The organism is Bradyrhizobium sp. UFLA05-89, assembly GCF_059803475.1.
In genome coordinates this window covers 1-12240 of record NZ_JBANBA010000059.1, presented here as the reverse complement: position 1 = coordinate 12240, position 12240 = coordinate 1, and the positions used below count along the sequence as shown (strand labels likewise).

The following is a 12240-nucleotide window of genomic DNA, read 5'->3' as shown; positions in this document are numbered from 1 at the left end:
TCGTCTGGCAAGTTTCTTGCTAAGCTGATGCCAATCGTGAAGGGAATTCAGCAGGTCGTTCGCATACGGATCAGCGTACGCATGAGGCAAGAGACGGCATGAAGGTGTTGCCTTCAAGATCGAGCGAGATGGCGGTTCAAGTGCCGGCACGACAGCCGTCGACCGCCATGATCGAGATCGACCGCGTTTCGCAGATCTTTCAAACGTCCGCGCGCAAGGATCATCTTGCGCTTTCGGAAATTTCGCTGACGATCGAAGCAGGCGCTTTCGTCTCCATCCTCGGGCCGTCCGGCTGCGGCAAGTCGACGCTTCTCTACATCGTCGGCGGTTTCGTCAGTCCGACCAGCGGCTCCGCGAAAGTGAAGGGCAAGACGATCACGGCACCGGGGCCCGATCGCGGGCCGGTATTTCAGGAGTTCGCGCTCTTTCCCTGGAAGACCGTCCTCGGCAACGTCATGTACGGACCGCGTCAGCAAGGCGTCCGTGCGACTGAAGCGGAAGCACAAAGCCGCGCGCTGATCGAGATGGTCGGCCTCAAGGGCTACGAGAATTTCTTTCCCAAGGAGCTGTCAGGCGGAATGAAGCAGCGCGTCGCGCTTGCTCGTACGCTCGCTTACCATCCCGAAGTCTTGCTGATGGATGAGCCCTTCGGAGCGCTCGATGCTCATACTCGTACACGGCTTCAGAACGACCTCTTGAACATCTGGGAACGAGATCGGAAGACGGTTCTGTTCGTGACGCACTCCGTCGATGAGGCGGTGTTTCTTTCGGACAAGGTCGTGATGATGTCGCGATCCCCCGGCCGTATCCGGCAGGTGGTCGATATCGATCTGCCTCGGCCGCGCCGGCGCACCGAGCTGCTGCTCGACCCGCGCTATCAGAAATACGTCGTCGATATCGAACGCATGTTCGATGATGGCGACGAGACGGGTGTGAAGGCATGACTTTGCCCGCTGCCATCGGTAGGCGCGTTGCTCCCGTGCTCGCCTGCGTCGGGCTGCTCGCGGTGTGGCAGGTTGCGGCGCTTGCTCTGAAGAACGACAGTTTCCCGACCGCGCTCGAAGCCATGCGTGCGGTTCCTGCCATCCTTGGCGACAAGGAGTCCCTGATTAATATCCTGGCGTCGCTGCGTCGCATGACGATCGGATTTGCCGCAGCCGTCGCCGTTTCGATCCCCCTTGGGCTCCTGATGGGCCGAAGCCGGGCCGTGGCGGCGTTCTTCAATCCGCTTCTGATGGTGATCTATCCCGTGCCAAAGGCGGCGTTGATGCCGATCATCATGCTTTGGCTGGGCGTCGGCGATATCGCCAAGACGCTTGTCATCTTCCTAGGTGTCAGCCTGCCGGTAATTTATCACAGCTTTGAAGGTGCCAAGGCGGTCGAGGAGAAGATGCTATGGTCCGGGGCGGCCATGGGCCTGTCATCCGTACAACGCCTGGTCCGCATCGTGCTGCCAGCGGCGTTGCCGGAGATCCTGACTGGTTGTCGTACAGGGCTCGTGCTGGCGCTGATCACCATGATCACCAGCGAGATGATCGCCCGTCAGTCCGGCGCAGGCAATATCCTGTTCAATGCGCTGGACATGGGCCAGTACGACACCGTCTTCGCTATGATCATTATCGTCGGTGCCATGGGAATAGGCCTTGATGCTGCCTTCGAGAAGGTCCGGGCACGCCTGGTGCGGTGGTCGGAGCCTCAGTTCGACATGCCCCTGAGCTTTTCATGAAGTCGCGCGCGCTCTCTACGGACGTATTCCTCGGGCTTCTGCCGATCGCCTTGCTCATTGCATCGTGGCAGGGCTTGGTATCGTTTGGAGTTGCACCAGTCGCGTTGCTACCTCCACCGGGATTCGTATTTACGCGGTTGCTGCAACAGCTTGCCACCGTCGGTTTTCAGCAGGAGATCATCGCGACGCTGTTCCGGCTATTCGCGGGTTTCCTGATTGCGGTCGCGCTGGGCGTCAGCATCGGTATGGTGGCGGCCGCGAGTCCTGCGATCAACGCCATCGTGCGGCCGCTCGTACGGGTTCTCGCGCCGTTGCCAAAAGTCGCGCTTTATCCTGCGCTGCTGCTGCTACTCGGCTTCAGTCATGAATCGAAGATCGCGCTGGTCGCCGCGGATGCGCTGTTCCCGATCCTTTTGTCCACCTATTATGGTGCCTCCACCGTGGAGCAGAAGCTGATCTGGTCGGCGATGGCGGCCGGTACGCCGCGGCGGGAGATCTTGCTCAAGGTCGTGCTGCCGGCTGCGATGCCGTCGATCCTGACGGGCTGCCGCATCGGGCTCGTCATTTCGTGCATCGTGGTGTTCCTGGCCGAGATGATCACGTCGACCGACGGCCTCGGCCACGTGCTCATCACTGCGGCCCGCACGTTCCAGGCCGTTGACATGTTCGTGCCGTTGATCACGATCTCTCTGCTGGGATTGATACTGAACGCGCTGTTGCAAGCTGCGCGGTCGTACCTGCTGCGGGGATTTCCCGAGGCGTGATCTGAGCGAACAAGAGAATAAGAAAGTCGGGGAGCGAACCATGCTGGCGGATCGGATCGAGGCGAAATGGATCGACGCGTTCTGCGAGATTTTTGAGCGGTGTGCCGTCAAGGCTGGCGATACGGCCGCCATCCTTTCGGAAACCCAGTCGCGTGCGCTCAACGTGCATCTGGCGGAGCTCGCTCTGCTGCGTATAGGCGCACGACCGTTCCATGTCGTTATGCCCACGCCGAGGAACCGCCATATCGTGCCCGTCCGTTCTACCGGGGCGAGCGAGGCGATCCAGCGGATGGCGCCCGTCATCAGTGCCCTGCAGCAGGCCGGTTTCGTGGTCGATTGCACCATTGAAGGCCTGATGCACGCCGTGGAGACGCCGGAAATCCTGAAGGCCGGTGCCCGAATTCTGGTGATCTCCAATGAGCATCCGGAAGCGCTCGAGCGCATGGTGCCGGATCCAGCGCTCGAAAAGCGGGTTCGCGCGGCAGCGAAGATGCTGCGCGGAACGAAGCGGATGCGCGTCACCTCGAAGGCAGGCACGGCTCTCGATGTCGACATGGTCGGGGCTTCGACGGTCGGGGTCTGGGGGTGGACCGACAAGCCGGGGACGCTGGCGCATTGGCCGGGCGGCATCGTCGTCAGCTTTCCAAAGAGCGGGACCATCAACGGGACTGTTATCATGGCGCCGGGTGACATCAATCTCACCTTCAAGCGTTACCTGACATCTCCCGTGACAATGACGCTGAAAGACGACTATGTCGTCGAACTCGAAGGAGAGGGCACCGACGCTGCCATGATGCGCGCCTACCTCGCGGCATGGGGCGACCGGGAGGCCTATGCGGTGTCGCATGTGGGGTTCGGCATGAACCCGGGCGCCCGCTATGAGGCCTTGTCGATGTACGATCAGCGCGACACCAACGGCACCGAACTGCGCGCGGTCTCCGGCAACTTCCTGTTCTCGACCGGCGCGAACGAATTTGCCGGCCGCTACACGGCGGGACATTTCGACCTGCCGATGATGGGAACCACGATCGAGCTGGACGGCGTTGCGGTGGTGCGTGACGGCGTGCTGCAAAACGTGTTCAGCTAGTCGTCGTCGAGCGCGGGCGGTCGCGCGAGGCCAAAATGCCGGAGCAGGTCGACCATCGCCTTGAGCCGTGCCTCGCGATAGGCGTCGATATCGAGCCCCGAATAATCGAGGAAACCTGCGCCGGTACGAAGTCCGATCCGGCCTTCCTGCATGTTTTGGGAAATGACTTCGGGCGCCCGATAGCGCTCGCTACCGAGGGCGCCTTCGAGATAGCGGCTGGCGTAGAAGAGAATATCGCCGCCGCCCCAATCGATGAACTCCAGGAGGCCCAGGACCGCATAGCGGAAGCCGAACCCGTAGCGGATCGCCTTGTCGATCTCCTCGGCGCTGGCAACGCCTTCCTCGACCATGCGCGCAGCCTCGTTCATGGCGAGCGCCTGGATGCGCGGGACGATGAAGCCGGGCGTTGCGGCGCAGACCACCGGCACCTTGCCGATGCCTTCGAGCAGCGCCTTGACTTGAGCCACAACGGCCGGATCGGTGGCGGCGCCTGGCGAGACTTCGACCAGAGGGATCAGATAGGCCGGATTGAGCCAGTGCACGTTGAGGAAGCGGCCTGGATGTTCGATCGCACAGGAGAGATCGTCGACGAGGATCGTCGATGTCGTGGAAGCAATGATGGTGTCGCGTCCGACCTGCCTTGATGCGGCGGCGAGCACGTCGCGCTTGAGCGCAACGACTTCGGGGACCCCTTCGAAGACCAGGCCAGCGCTGGACAGGGCTTCATCGCTTTCACTGGCCGGTACCACCGAGACCCGCCTGATGAGCATGTCAGCTTGCACATCGGTGAGCAGTCCAAGGCGCGTCAGACTCGCGAATGTCTTCCGGGCCTCATTCAACGCGTCGGCCTCGAGTCTTGCGAAGTCTTCCGCAGAGCGCGCCTTGACGTCGATCATCGTGACAGCATGCCCGGCATAAGCAAAGGCGACCGCAATCCCGCGGCCCATGCGGCCAGCGCCGAGACAGGCGATGTGGGCGCGGGCGGTCATCGGTCAAAGCCCTCGCGTAGCAATGTCTGCAATTCGGCTTGGCTGAGTTGGCCGAGACCCAAGCTTGCGAGCGTGCGACCACTTTGTGCAAAATCCTCGCCGCAGATTGCGCCGCCGATGGAGAGGAAGGCCCGCGCGAGCGGCGTTGCAACGCCGGTTAGCTCGGCGACCGAGACGAGGAACGAGAGCCCGAGCCGCAGATCTTCCCGCATGTAGCGATGGTCCCTCAGCACGATCCGCTCGCGCCAATCGCCGGAATCGGTCAGCCGATCATGCGAGCCGCGGCCATACATCCAGATCTCGCCTTCCTTTGCGTAATGGTGGGCAAGTGGGAAGTGCGGAGCTTCGTAGCCGAGCTCTTCGCGCACCGCGATGCGCTCGGCGTCAAGCGCATCCGTTACCCGTCGGATCGCGGCTTGCGTGCCTTCCTTATGGATGTCCCAGCGTTCAAAATGCTCGATCGGACCGGCGTTCATGACGATCAGCGGCGGATGGATGATAGGCCCTGCATTCATCAAGGCGCCGGACAGAGCGTCTCCGCACGGTTCAATCGCATCAGGAAACGCGCGGCCGATCACATCGAGCGCGTGTGGCGCCCGGCTGAGCGGGAATACGCCGACCGGCAATCGCTTAGCGCGGATCGTGATCGCGACCTCGAACGGTCCATGCTTGCGCGTCAGCCAGGGCAGCGTACCGGTTTCGGCAAAGCTCGCCTTTGCGCGGTTGCCGCAGTCGCGCAGAGCCAGAGCGAAGATCATCGAGCCGAAGGTTGCCGGCGGCAGAAAAACGACCTGCCCGTCTCGCAGGTGCGGTGCAAGCAGGCGAGCGATATCCTGCTGGGCAAAGGCCGGTGCGGGGCACAGGATCAGCTCGGTGTTGCTGATCGCCTCGGCAATGTCGGTCGTGACCAGCTCAAGCCAGACCTCGTGCCGGCCGCGGTGGTCCTTGACGAGGACGCGCGAACCGGCTGCGCGGTGCGCCGCCACTTGATCTCCGTCGCGCCGCCAGAGCCGAATCTCGTGCCCGGACAGCCCAAAATCACCGGCGGCCGCGAAGGAACCGTTGCCGCCGCCCAGCACGGCAATCTTCAAGAGACTTCTCCCTGTGCGCACGACTGCGCGTCGAGCTTCTTCAGCAGGAAATGCTGCACCTTGCCCAGCGCCGTGCGCGGCAGGTCGGTGACAAAGACGAACTCGCGCGGAACCTTGTAGCGTGCAAGCTGCGCCTGCAAATGCGCTTTCAACTGGTCGGCGTCGGGCCGACGGCCCGACCGCGGGATCACATAAGCGACCGGCACTTCGTCCCAGCGCGGATCAGGCCTGCCGATCACGGCGCACTCGCTGACATCCGGATGATCCATCAGGACGCGCTCGACCTCGGCTGGATAGACGTTTTCGCCGCCGGAAATGATCATGTTCTTCTTGCGATCCCGGACCCAGAAATACCCGTCGTCATCGCGCAGGCCAATGTCACCGGTGCGATACCAGCCGTCATGCAGCGCATCGCGCGTGGCGTCCTCGTTGCCCCAATACTCGAAGAATACGTTGGGGCCGCGCACTGCGATCTCGCCAGGCGTTCCAGGCGGCACCTCGGTGCCGTCAGTGCCAATCACCTTGGCCTCGCAGAAGAGGCCGGGCAGGCCAGTCGAGCCCGCGCGCGATATATCTCCGCCGAGCCGGGTGTAAACGGCGATCGGGCAGGTCTCGGTCGAGCCGTAGACTTGCAAGACCGGAACACCGCGCGCGACGAAGCGCTCGATCAGGTGCGGTGGCACGATGGTCGATCCCGTGGCGATGGCCTTCAAGGACGAAACATCGGCCGCAGCCCAGCCGGGATGATCGCTTACCGCCTGGATGATCGCCGGTACCAATACCGTCAGCGTTGGGCGGTCGCGCTCGAAGCTGGCAAGCGCCGCCTCCGGCGTGAAGCGGGAATGAATCGTAACGCTCGCACCTGCGTGCAGAGCCGGCGTGGTCTGGATATTGAGTCCGCCGACATGAAAGAACGGCAGCACCGTCAGCACGTGATCGTCCGACGTCAGATTGTGCATGTGCTGGCTCATGACGCCGTTCCAGAACAGCGCTTCCTGACGCAGCACCGCGCCCTTCGGCCGCCCGGTCGTGCCCGACGTGTAGACGATGAGAAGCGGGCAGGCGAGATCGGCATGCGGATTGCGCCCATCATGGTCGCCGCATTCCAGCAGTGAGGCAAAGGTGCTGCCATCCGGTGGAGCGAAGTCGAGACCCAGAAGGCTGATGCCCGGCAGGCTTCGCTCCAGCTCCGGAATAACGCCGGCGAAAGCCTCTTCGAGTGCCAGCACCTTGGCGCCGGCGTCCGTGAGAATGAAAAGCTGCTCGGCCACCGCGAGCCGCCAGTTTAGCGGGACGAGTATCGCGCCGAGACGTGCGCACGCGTAGAGCAGGACGAGGTAGTCAGGCCGGTTCAAACTCAGGATCGCGACGCGATCGCCGCGGCCGACGCCGAACTGGGCCTTCAACGCGCTGGCGGTTCGCTCGATGCGCGCGGCAAAGGCCGCATAGCTCAAGCTTTCCCCTTCGAAATGGATCGCCGGCTTGTCCGGCGCGAACGCCGCGTTGCGATCGATCAGGTGACAGAGGTCCACCGTCAGTCGTCCGATTCGCCGGGCTCGTAGAGCGCTTCGCGCCCGATGCGATCGAGGCAGAGCTCGGCCGTCCAGGGCAGCATCAGCGAGCCACAGCGGCTGTCGCGATAGATCCGCTCCAGCGGCAGCGATCTGAGCATGGCCTGGCCACCACAAGTGCGGATCGCCAGCGCTGCGAGCTCGTTGGCACCTTCCATGACCGAATATTGTGCGGCGTAGGCCCGCAACACCTGCTCCTTGCTCGGATTGGCGCAAGCCTCGGTGACCGCCTGAAACCAGATCGCCTTGACCTGCTCGAGCTTGATCTGCATTTGCGCGACCGCGATCTGCTTGGTCGGATACATCCTGCGCTTGACCGGCGGCATGCCGGGAACCTCGCCGCGCAAATAGCGCACGGTGAAATCATACGCCGCCTGCGCAAGGCCCATATAGGTCGGCGACAACGTCAGGAACATGTGCGGCCAGCGCATTGCCGCCTGGAAATAGACGCCGCGCGGCATCAGGGCGGCATCTTCCGGCACGAACACGTCCTTGAACAGGAGCGTGCGCGAGACTGTTCCTCGCATCCCAAGCGGATCCCAATCCCCGACGACAGACACGCCTTCCGTCTTGGCGGGAATGGCGAGGTAGAGCGTGTTGCGCCGTGAGGCCTTTTCGCCTTCCTCGACTTCGGTGCAGAGCACGCCGTAGTAATCGGCATGGCCCGAGAGTGAAGCAAAGATCTTCTTGCCGTTGATGATCCAGCCGCCGCCAACGGGTTTCGCTTCGGTGCCGAAAGCAACGCCGCCAGCGGCCGCTGCGCCGCCTTCCGAGAACGGCTGCGAGTAGATCGCGCCATCCTCGACGATGCGCTTGTAGTGGACTGCGCGACGGCGCTCGTGCTCCGCACGCATGGCGTCATCCATGTCGAGGTCGTCGGCCAGCGGACCCGACCACAGGGTCGAACAGACATGCATGTTCCAGGTCAGCGCGGTCGCGCCGCAATAACGACCGATCTCAGCTGCAGCGAGCGCATAGGTCTGGTAGCCGGCCCCCAGTCCGCCATGCTTCTTCGGGACGGCGATGCCGAGCAGGCCGACGCGGTGCAGATCCCGGTAATTCTCGGTGGGGAACACCGCGTCGCGATCATAGCCTGCGGCGCGGCCGGCGAATACGCTCTGACCGATCTCCCGCGCCCGCGCGATGATGGAAGTCTGCTCGGCGTCCAGACGGAATGCGACGGGATCGAAAATCGGCGCGTCGAGCGCGAGCTTGTCGGCTGTGCTGCTCTTGCTGACTTGCATGGTCATTGTCCGGTCACCTGTGTTTTGGTCACGCTCGATTCCAGAAAATCGCCGATTGCTGCGTCGAACTCTTGGGGACGTTCGAGATTGGCGAGATGGCCGACGCCGGCGAGCTCCACGTAACGAGCGGTCGGAATATAGCCCGCCATTTTCGCCATCATCGGGGCAGGCGCATTGTTGTCTCTGGCTCCGGACAGGAGCAGCGTCGGAACGGCGATGCCCTTGAGCGCGCTCCGTCTGTCGAAGCCGATCAAGGCGAGCATCATCGCGCGATAGCTCGCCTCCGGCACGCTGGCCATGCAGTCACGCGCGACATCCACACCCTCCCTGTCCGGATCCTCGCCGACCAGCTCCTTGACGAGGGACGGGGCGAGCGAGCTCATGGTCTCGCCGCGATCGAGCGGGCCAAGCCGCGCCGCAATGAACGATTTCTGCCAGTCACCATCGGCCTTGCCGAAGGCCGGGCTGGTCTGCGCCAATACCACGGCGCGTGCAGCCTGAGGATATTGCGTCAGCCATTGCTGCACGATCATCCCGCCAATGGAATGGCCAACCAGGACGGGCCTGTCGGCTTCGACCTGTTGCAGGAACTCCTGCAAGGCCTCCGCCAGTGCGGCGATGCTAACGTTGCGGAGCGGTTTCGACCCGCCATAGCCAGGCATATCCCACGCAATCGTGCGAAAACGACTGCCGAACGTGGCAAGCTGGTGGCGCCAGGCGCGCGCTGCGCCGCCAATGCCGTGCAAAAAAACCAAAGGCACCGCATCCGGATCGCCAGCGGCCTCATAGGCGAAGCGTCCGTCCCTGGTGATCGTCGGCGTCGGTTGCTGCACGCGGCTTCCTCTTGCTCGGCCCGCCGATGCTAACAGGCCTGTTGGGGATGGGAAGAGATAACTTTATACTTAAAGCAATTTTCGGACCGGCGCCTCGCGAGGCTTAAAAGGGCCATCCATTGCAATAATTTGAAGCTTAAAATATATTCGAAAAGCTCGATCCACCGGTGCCTTCAGGGAGGCTGCGCATGTCGGGACTGCCGCGTTCTTCGCATGCGCTCGTGACAGGCGGTGGCCGCGGCATCGGCCGCGCGATCGCAGCAGCTTTGACAGGAGCCGGCGCCACGGTCACCATACTCGGCCGCAACGCAGCGACGCTCGAAGAGGCCGTCAAGGCAGGTGCCGCGCATTTTACTGCCGTTGCCGATGTCTCGGATGAGGCGGCGCTGAGGGCTGCAATCGCCAAGGCGGCCGAGCGGCAGCCCATCGACATCCTGGTCGCAAACGCTGGGAGCGCCGAGTCCGCGCCGTTCGCGAAGTCGGACGCCGCGCTGTTTGCCCGGATGATGGATGTGAATTTCATGGGCGTGGTGCACGCCGTCCGGGCCGTGTTGCCCGGGATGAAGGATCGGCCTTACGGCCGCGTCGTCGCGATCGCATCGACTGCGGGACTGAAAGGCTATGCATACGTCAGTGCTTATGTCGCCGCCAAACACGCCGTGGTTGGGCTCGTGCGTTCGCTGGCACTGGAAATGGCCGGTAGCAATATCACCGTGAATGCTGTCTGCCCGGGCTTTACGGATACGGACCTCGTTGCCGATAGCATCGAGACCATCATGAAGAAGACAGGGCGGAGCCGCGAGCAGGCGATCGCCGATCTCGCGCGGCACAACCCGCAAGGTCGGCTCGTCACGCCGCAGGAGGTGGCAGACGCTGTGCTCTGGCTTTGCGGTGAAGGCGCCGGCGCAATCACGGGCCAGGCGATCGCCGTAGCCGGTGGTGAAATATAGCCCGCAAAGTAGCGGTGGAACGAGAACGACAGGGAGTCCTCATGAGCAGACCAGCCAATCCCGTTACCGTGCCGTTGGCGGATTATTCGTCTCAGCATTTCCTGCTTGCAGTGGTTGACCATGTGGCCACGGTCACGCTGAATCGCCCGGACCGGAAAAATCCCCTGACGTTCGAGAGCTATCGCGAGCTCACCGACTTCTTTCGCGCCTGCGCGTTCGACGATGCGGTGAAGGCCATCGTCGTCACGGGCGCCGGCGGCAATTTCTCCTCGGGCGGCGACGTGTTCGAGATCATCGGCCCCCTCGTCAAGATGGACACCAAGGGGCTTACCGCCTTTACGCGCATGACCGGCGATCTCGTGAAGGCGATGCGGGCCTGCCCACAGCCGATCGTCGCCGCGGTTGAAGGCATCTGTGCCGGTGCCGGCGCGATCGTCGCCATGGCATCGGATATGCGGCTGGCGGCAAGTGGTGCGAAGGTGGCGTTTCTGTTCAACAAGGTTGGGCTCGCTGGCTGCGATATGGGCGCCTGCGCCATCCTGCCGCGGATCATTGGTCAATCGCGCGCCTCGGAGCTGCTTTACACTGGTCGTTTCATGACCGCGGAGGAGGGCGAGCGCTGGGGTTTCTTCAGCCGCATCGTCACGTCAGATCAGGTCCTGCCGCAGGCGCAACTGCTGGCGAAACAGGTCGCGGAAGGCCCGAGCTTCGCCAACACCATGACCAAGCGGATGCTGGCGATGGAATGGGCCATGTCGGTGGAAGAGGCGATCGAGGCGGAAGCCGTGGCGCAGGCGCTCTGCATGACGACGGCCGATTTCGAACGCGCTTTCGAGGCCTTCGCCAACAAGGTCAAGCCGGTGTTCAGGGGGGATTAGCCGCTCCGCAGCAAGAATATGCGAAGGCGGGAATTTCGAGGAGTTGTTAATTAAGGCTAAGCCCAGGAGCCGGGCGACGCGGAGGGTGAGGGCGACAAAGCCGCTTGCGGCGGAGTGACCGCCCATGCGACGTTAACCCCGTTGCCTGGCATGTATCGAGTGGAGTTTGGGCGATGAAGGCGATTATCGTCGGCGGCGGTATCGGAGGTCTCACGACGGCGTTGATGCTGCGGGCGCGCGGCATTGCTTGTGAGATTTTCGAACAGGCCGATACCATTCGCGAGCTCGGCGTCGGCATCAACACCCTGCCGCATGCCATGCGCGAGCTTGCCGGGCTCGGTCTGTTGCCGAAGCTCGACGAGGCCGCCATCCGCACCGACCAGCTCTATTATCTCAATCGTCACGGTCAGGAAGTCTGGCGCGAGGCGCGCGGCATCGACGCAGGCCATGACGTGCCGCAATTCTCGATTCATCGTGGCCGCCTGCAGGGCGTCATCCATCGCGCGGTCGAGGAGCGGCTCGGGCCCGAGGTCATTCACACCGGTTGTCGCCTGGGCGCCTTCACCCAGGACGAAGGCGGCGTCACCGCCTATTTCTTTGATCGCTCCGGCGCACACGTCCACTCGGCGCGTAGCGACATCCTGATTGGCGCTGACGGCATCCACTCGCGCGTGCGCGAGACGCTGTTTCCCAATGAGGGACCGCCTTGCTGGAACGGCCTGATGCTGTGGCGCGGCGCGCGCGACTGGCCGGTATTCCTCACCGGCAAGTCGATGATCGTCGCCGGTGGCCTGAACGCCAAGGTCGTGGTCTATCCGATTGCGGAGGGCTCGAGCCCCGCGAGCCGACTCACGAACTGGGCGGTGCTGGTGAAGATCGGCGAGGGCAATGCACCGCCGCCGCGCAAGGAGGACTGGTCACGGCCGGGCCGGCGTGAAGAATTGATGCCGCACGTTGCACGCTTCTCTGTGCCTTATGTCGACGTCAAGAGCCTGATCTCGGCAACCCCTGAGTTCTATGAATATCCCACCTGTGACCGCGATCCCTTGCCCTATTGGTCGTCGGGGCGGGTCACCCTGCTGGGCGATGCCGCACATCCAATGTATC

Annotated in this window: 12 protein-coding genes; 7 read left to right on the top strand and 5 right to left on the bottom strand. The window is 63.1% G+C overall.

Annotated features, from left to right (window positions below):
* The first annotated feature begins 98 nt into the window (after positions 1–98).
* Genes SO139_RS26670 through SO139_RS26655 form a run of 4 tightly spaced genes read left to right on the top strand, consistent with a single transcriptional unit; the run spans position 99 to position 3577 of the window.
* The gene (locus SO139_RS26670) at positions 99–944 is read left to right on the top strand and encodes an ABC transporter ATP-binding protein (RefSeq protein ID WP_474799004.1); all 846 of its coding nucleotides are present in this window, start codon (positions 99–101) and stop codon (positions 942–944) included.
* Complete coding sequence (locus SO139_RS26665) at positions 941–1726, top strand: ABC transporter permease (RefSeq protein WP_449380091.1); 786 nt, start codon at positions 941–943, stop codon at positions 1724–1726. Before SO139_RS26670 ends, SO139_RS26665 begins: the two co-directional genes overlap by 4 nt.
* Positions 1723–2490, top strand: a complete 768-nt coding sequence (locus SO139_RS26660; protein ID WP_449380092.1) for an ABC transporter permease — start codon at positions 1723–1725, stop codon at positions 2488–2490. Before SO139_RS26665 ends, SO139_RS26660 begins: the two co-directional genes overlap by 4 nt.
* Positions 2491–2530: 40 nt before the next feature.
* Entirely contained in the window at positions 2531–3577 is a 1047-nt protein-coding gene (locus SO139_RS26655; RefSeq protein ID WP_498540926.1) for a 2,5-dihydroxypyridine 5,6-dioxygenase NicX family protein, read from the top strand.
* Here the strand turns inward: SO139_RS26655 and SO139_RS26650 are convergent.
* The 5 genes from SO139_RS26650 to SO139_RS26630 are packed head-to-tail and all read right to left on the bottom strand — an operon-like array spanning position 3574 to position 9305.
* Positions 3574–4566: a 3-hydroxybutyryl-CoA dehydrogenase gene (locus tag SO139_RS26650; protein WP_449380094.1), complete on the bottom strand. Its 993-nt coding sequence runs from the start codon at positions 4564–4566 to the stop codon at positions 3574–3576. The two genes, SO139_RS26655 and SO139_RS26650, sit on opposite strands and share 4 nt — an antisense overlap.
* Positions 4563–5657 (bottom strand): NAD/NADP octopine/nopaline dehydrogenase family protein, encoded by a 1095-nt coding sequence (locus tag SO139_RS26645; protein WP_449380095.1) that lies wholly within the window; start codon positions 5655–5657, stop codon positions 4563–4565. The genes SO139_RS26650 and SO139_RS26645 overlap by 4 nt, the downstream gene beginning before the upstream one ends.
* Positions 5654–7189 (bottom strand): class I adenylate-forming enzyme family protein, encoded by a 1536-nt coding sequence (locus SO139_RS26640; RefSeq protein WP_449380096.1) that lies wholly within the window; start codon positions 7187–7189, stop codon positions 5654–5656. The genes SO139_RS26645 and SO139_RS26640 overlap by 4 nt, the downstream gene beginning before the upstream one ends.
* 2 nt (positions 7190–7191) lie before the next feature.
* Complete coding sequence (locus SO139_RS26635) at positions 7192–8478, bottom strand: acyl-CoA dehydrogenase family protein (RefSeq protein ID WP_449380097.1); 1287 nt, start codon at positions 8476–8478, stop codon at positions 7192–7194.
* Entirely contained in the window at positions 8475–9305 is an 831-nt protein-coding gene (locus SO139_RS26630; protein ID WP_449380098.1) for an alpha/beta fold hydrolase, read from the bottom strand. The genes SO139_RS26635 and SO139_RS26630 overlap by 4 nt, the downstream gene beginning before the upstream one ends.
* A 188-nt stretch (positions 9306–9493) precedes the next feature.
* On the opposite strand from SO139_RS26630, the gene SO139_RS26625 reads away from it, so the two are divergent.
* From SO139_RS26625 to SO139_RS26615, 3 genes are all read left to right on the top strand, one after another.
* Positions 9494–10255, top strand: a complete 762-nt coding sequence (locus tag SO139_RS26625; RefSeq protein WP_449380099.1) for an SDR family NAD(P)-dependent oxidoreductase — start codon at positions 9494–9496, stop codon at positions 10253–10255.
* Between the two features lie 41 nt (positions 10256–10296).
* The gene (locus tag SO139_RS26620) at positions 10297–11133 is read left to right on the top strand and encodes an enoyl-CoA hydratase family protein (protein WP_449380100.1); all 837 of its coding nucleotides are present in this window, start codon (positions 10297–10299) and stop codon (positions 11131–11133) included.
* A gap of 173 nt (positions 11134–11306) precedes the next feature.
* A partial coding sequence (locus SO139_RS26615) for an FAD-dependent monooxygenase (protein ID WP_498540925.1) occupies positions 11307–12240 on the top strand: 934 nt, incomplete at its 3' end.

Coding starts and splice junctions, on each gene's coding strand:
- SO139_RS26670 (WP_474799004.1), top strand. CDS start 99: ATGAAGGTGTTGCCTTCAAGATCGAGCGAGATGGCGGTTCAAGTGCCG.
- SO139_RS26665 (WP_449380091.1), top strand. CDS start 941: ATGACTTTGCCCGCTGCCATCGGTAGGCGCGTTGCTCCCGTGCTCGCC.
- SO139_RS26660 (WP_449380092.1), top strand. CDS start 1,723: ATGAAGTCGCGCGCGCTCTCTACGGACGTATTCCTCGGGCTTCTGCCG.
- SO139_RS26655 (WP_498540926.1), top strand. CDS start 2,531: ATGCTGGCGGATCGGATCGAGGCGAAATGGATCGACGCGTTCTGCGAG.
- SO139_RS26650 (WP_449380094.1), bottom strand. CDS start 4,566: ATGACCGCCCGCGCCCACATCGCCTGTCTCGGCGCTGGCCGCATGGGC.
- SO139_RS26635 (WP_449380097.1), bottom strand. CDS start 8,478: ATGACCATGCAAGTCAGCAAGAGCAGCACAGCCGACAAGCTCGCGCTC.
- SO139_RS26625 (WP_449380099.1), top strand. CDS start 9,494: ATGTCGGGACTGCCGCGTTCTTCGCATGCGCTCGTGACAGGCGGTGGC.
- SO139_RS26620 (WP_449380100.1), top strand. CDS start 10,297: ATGAGCAGACCAGCCAATCCCGTTACCGTGCCGTTGGCGGATTATTCG.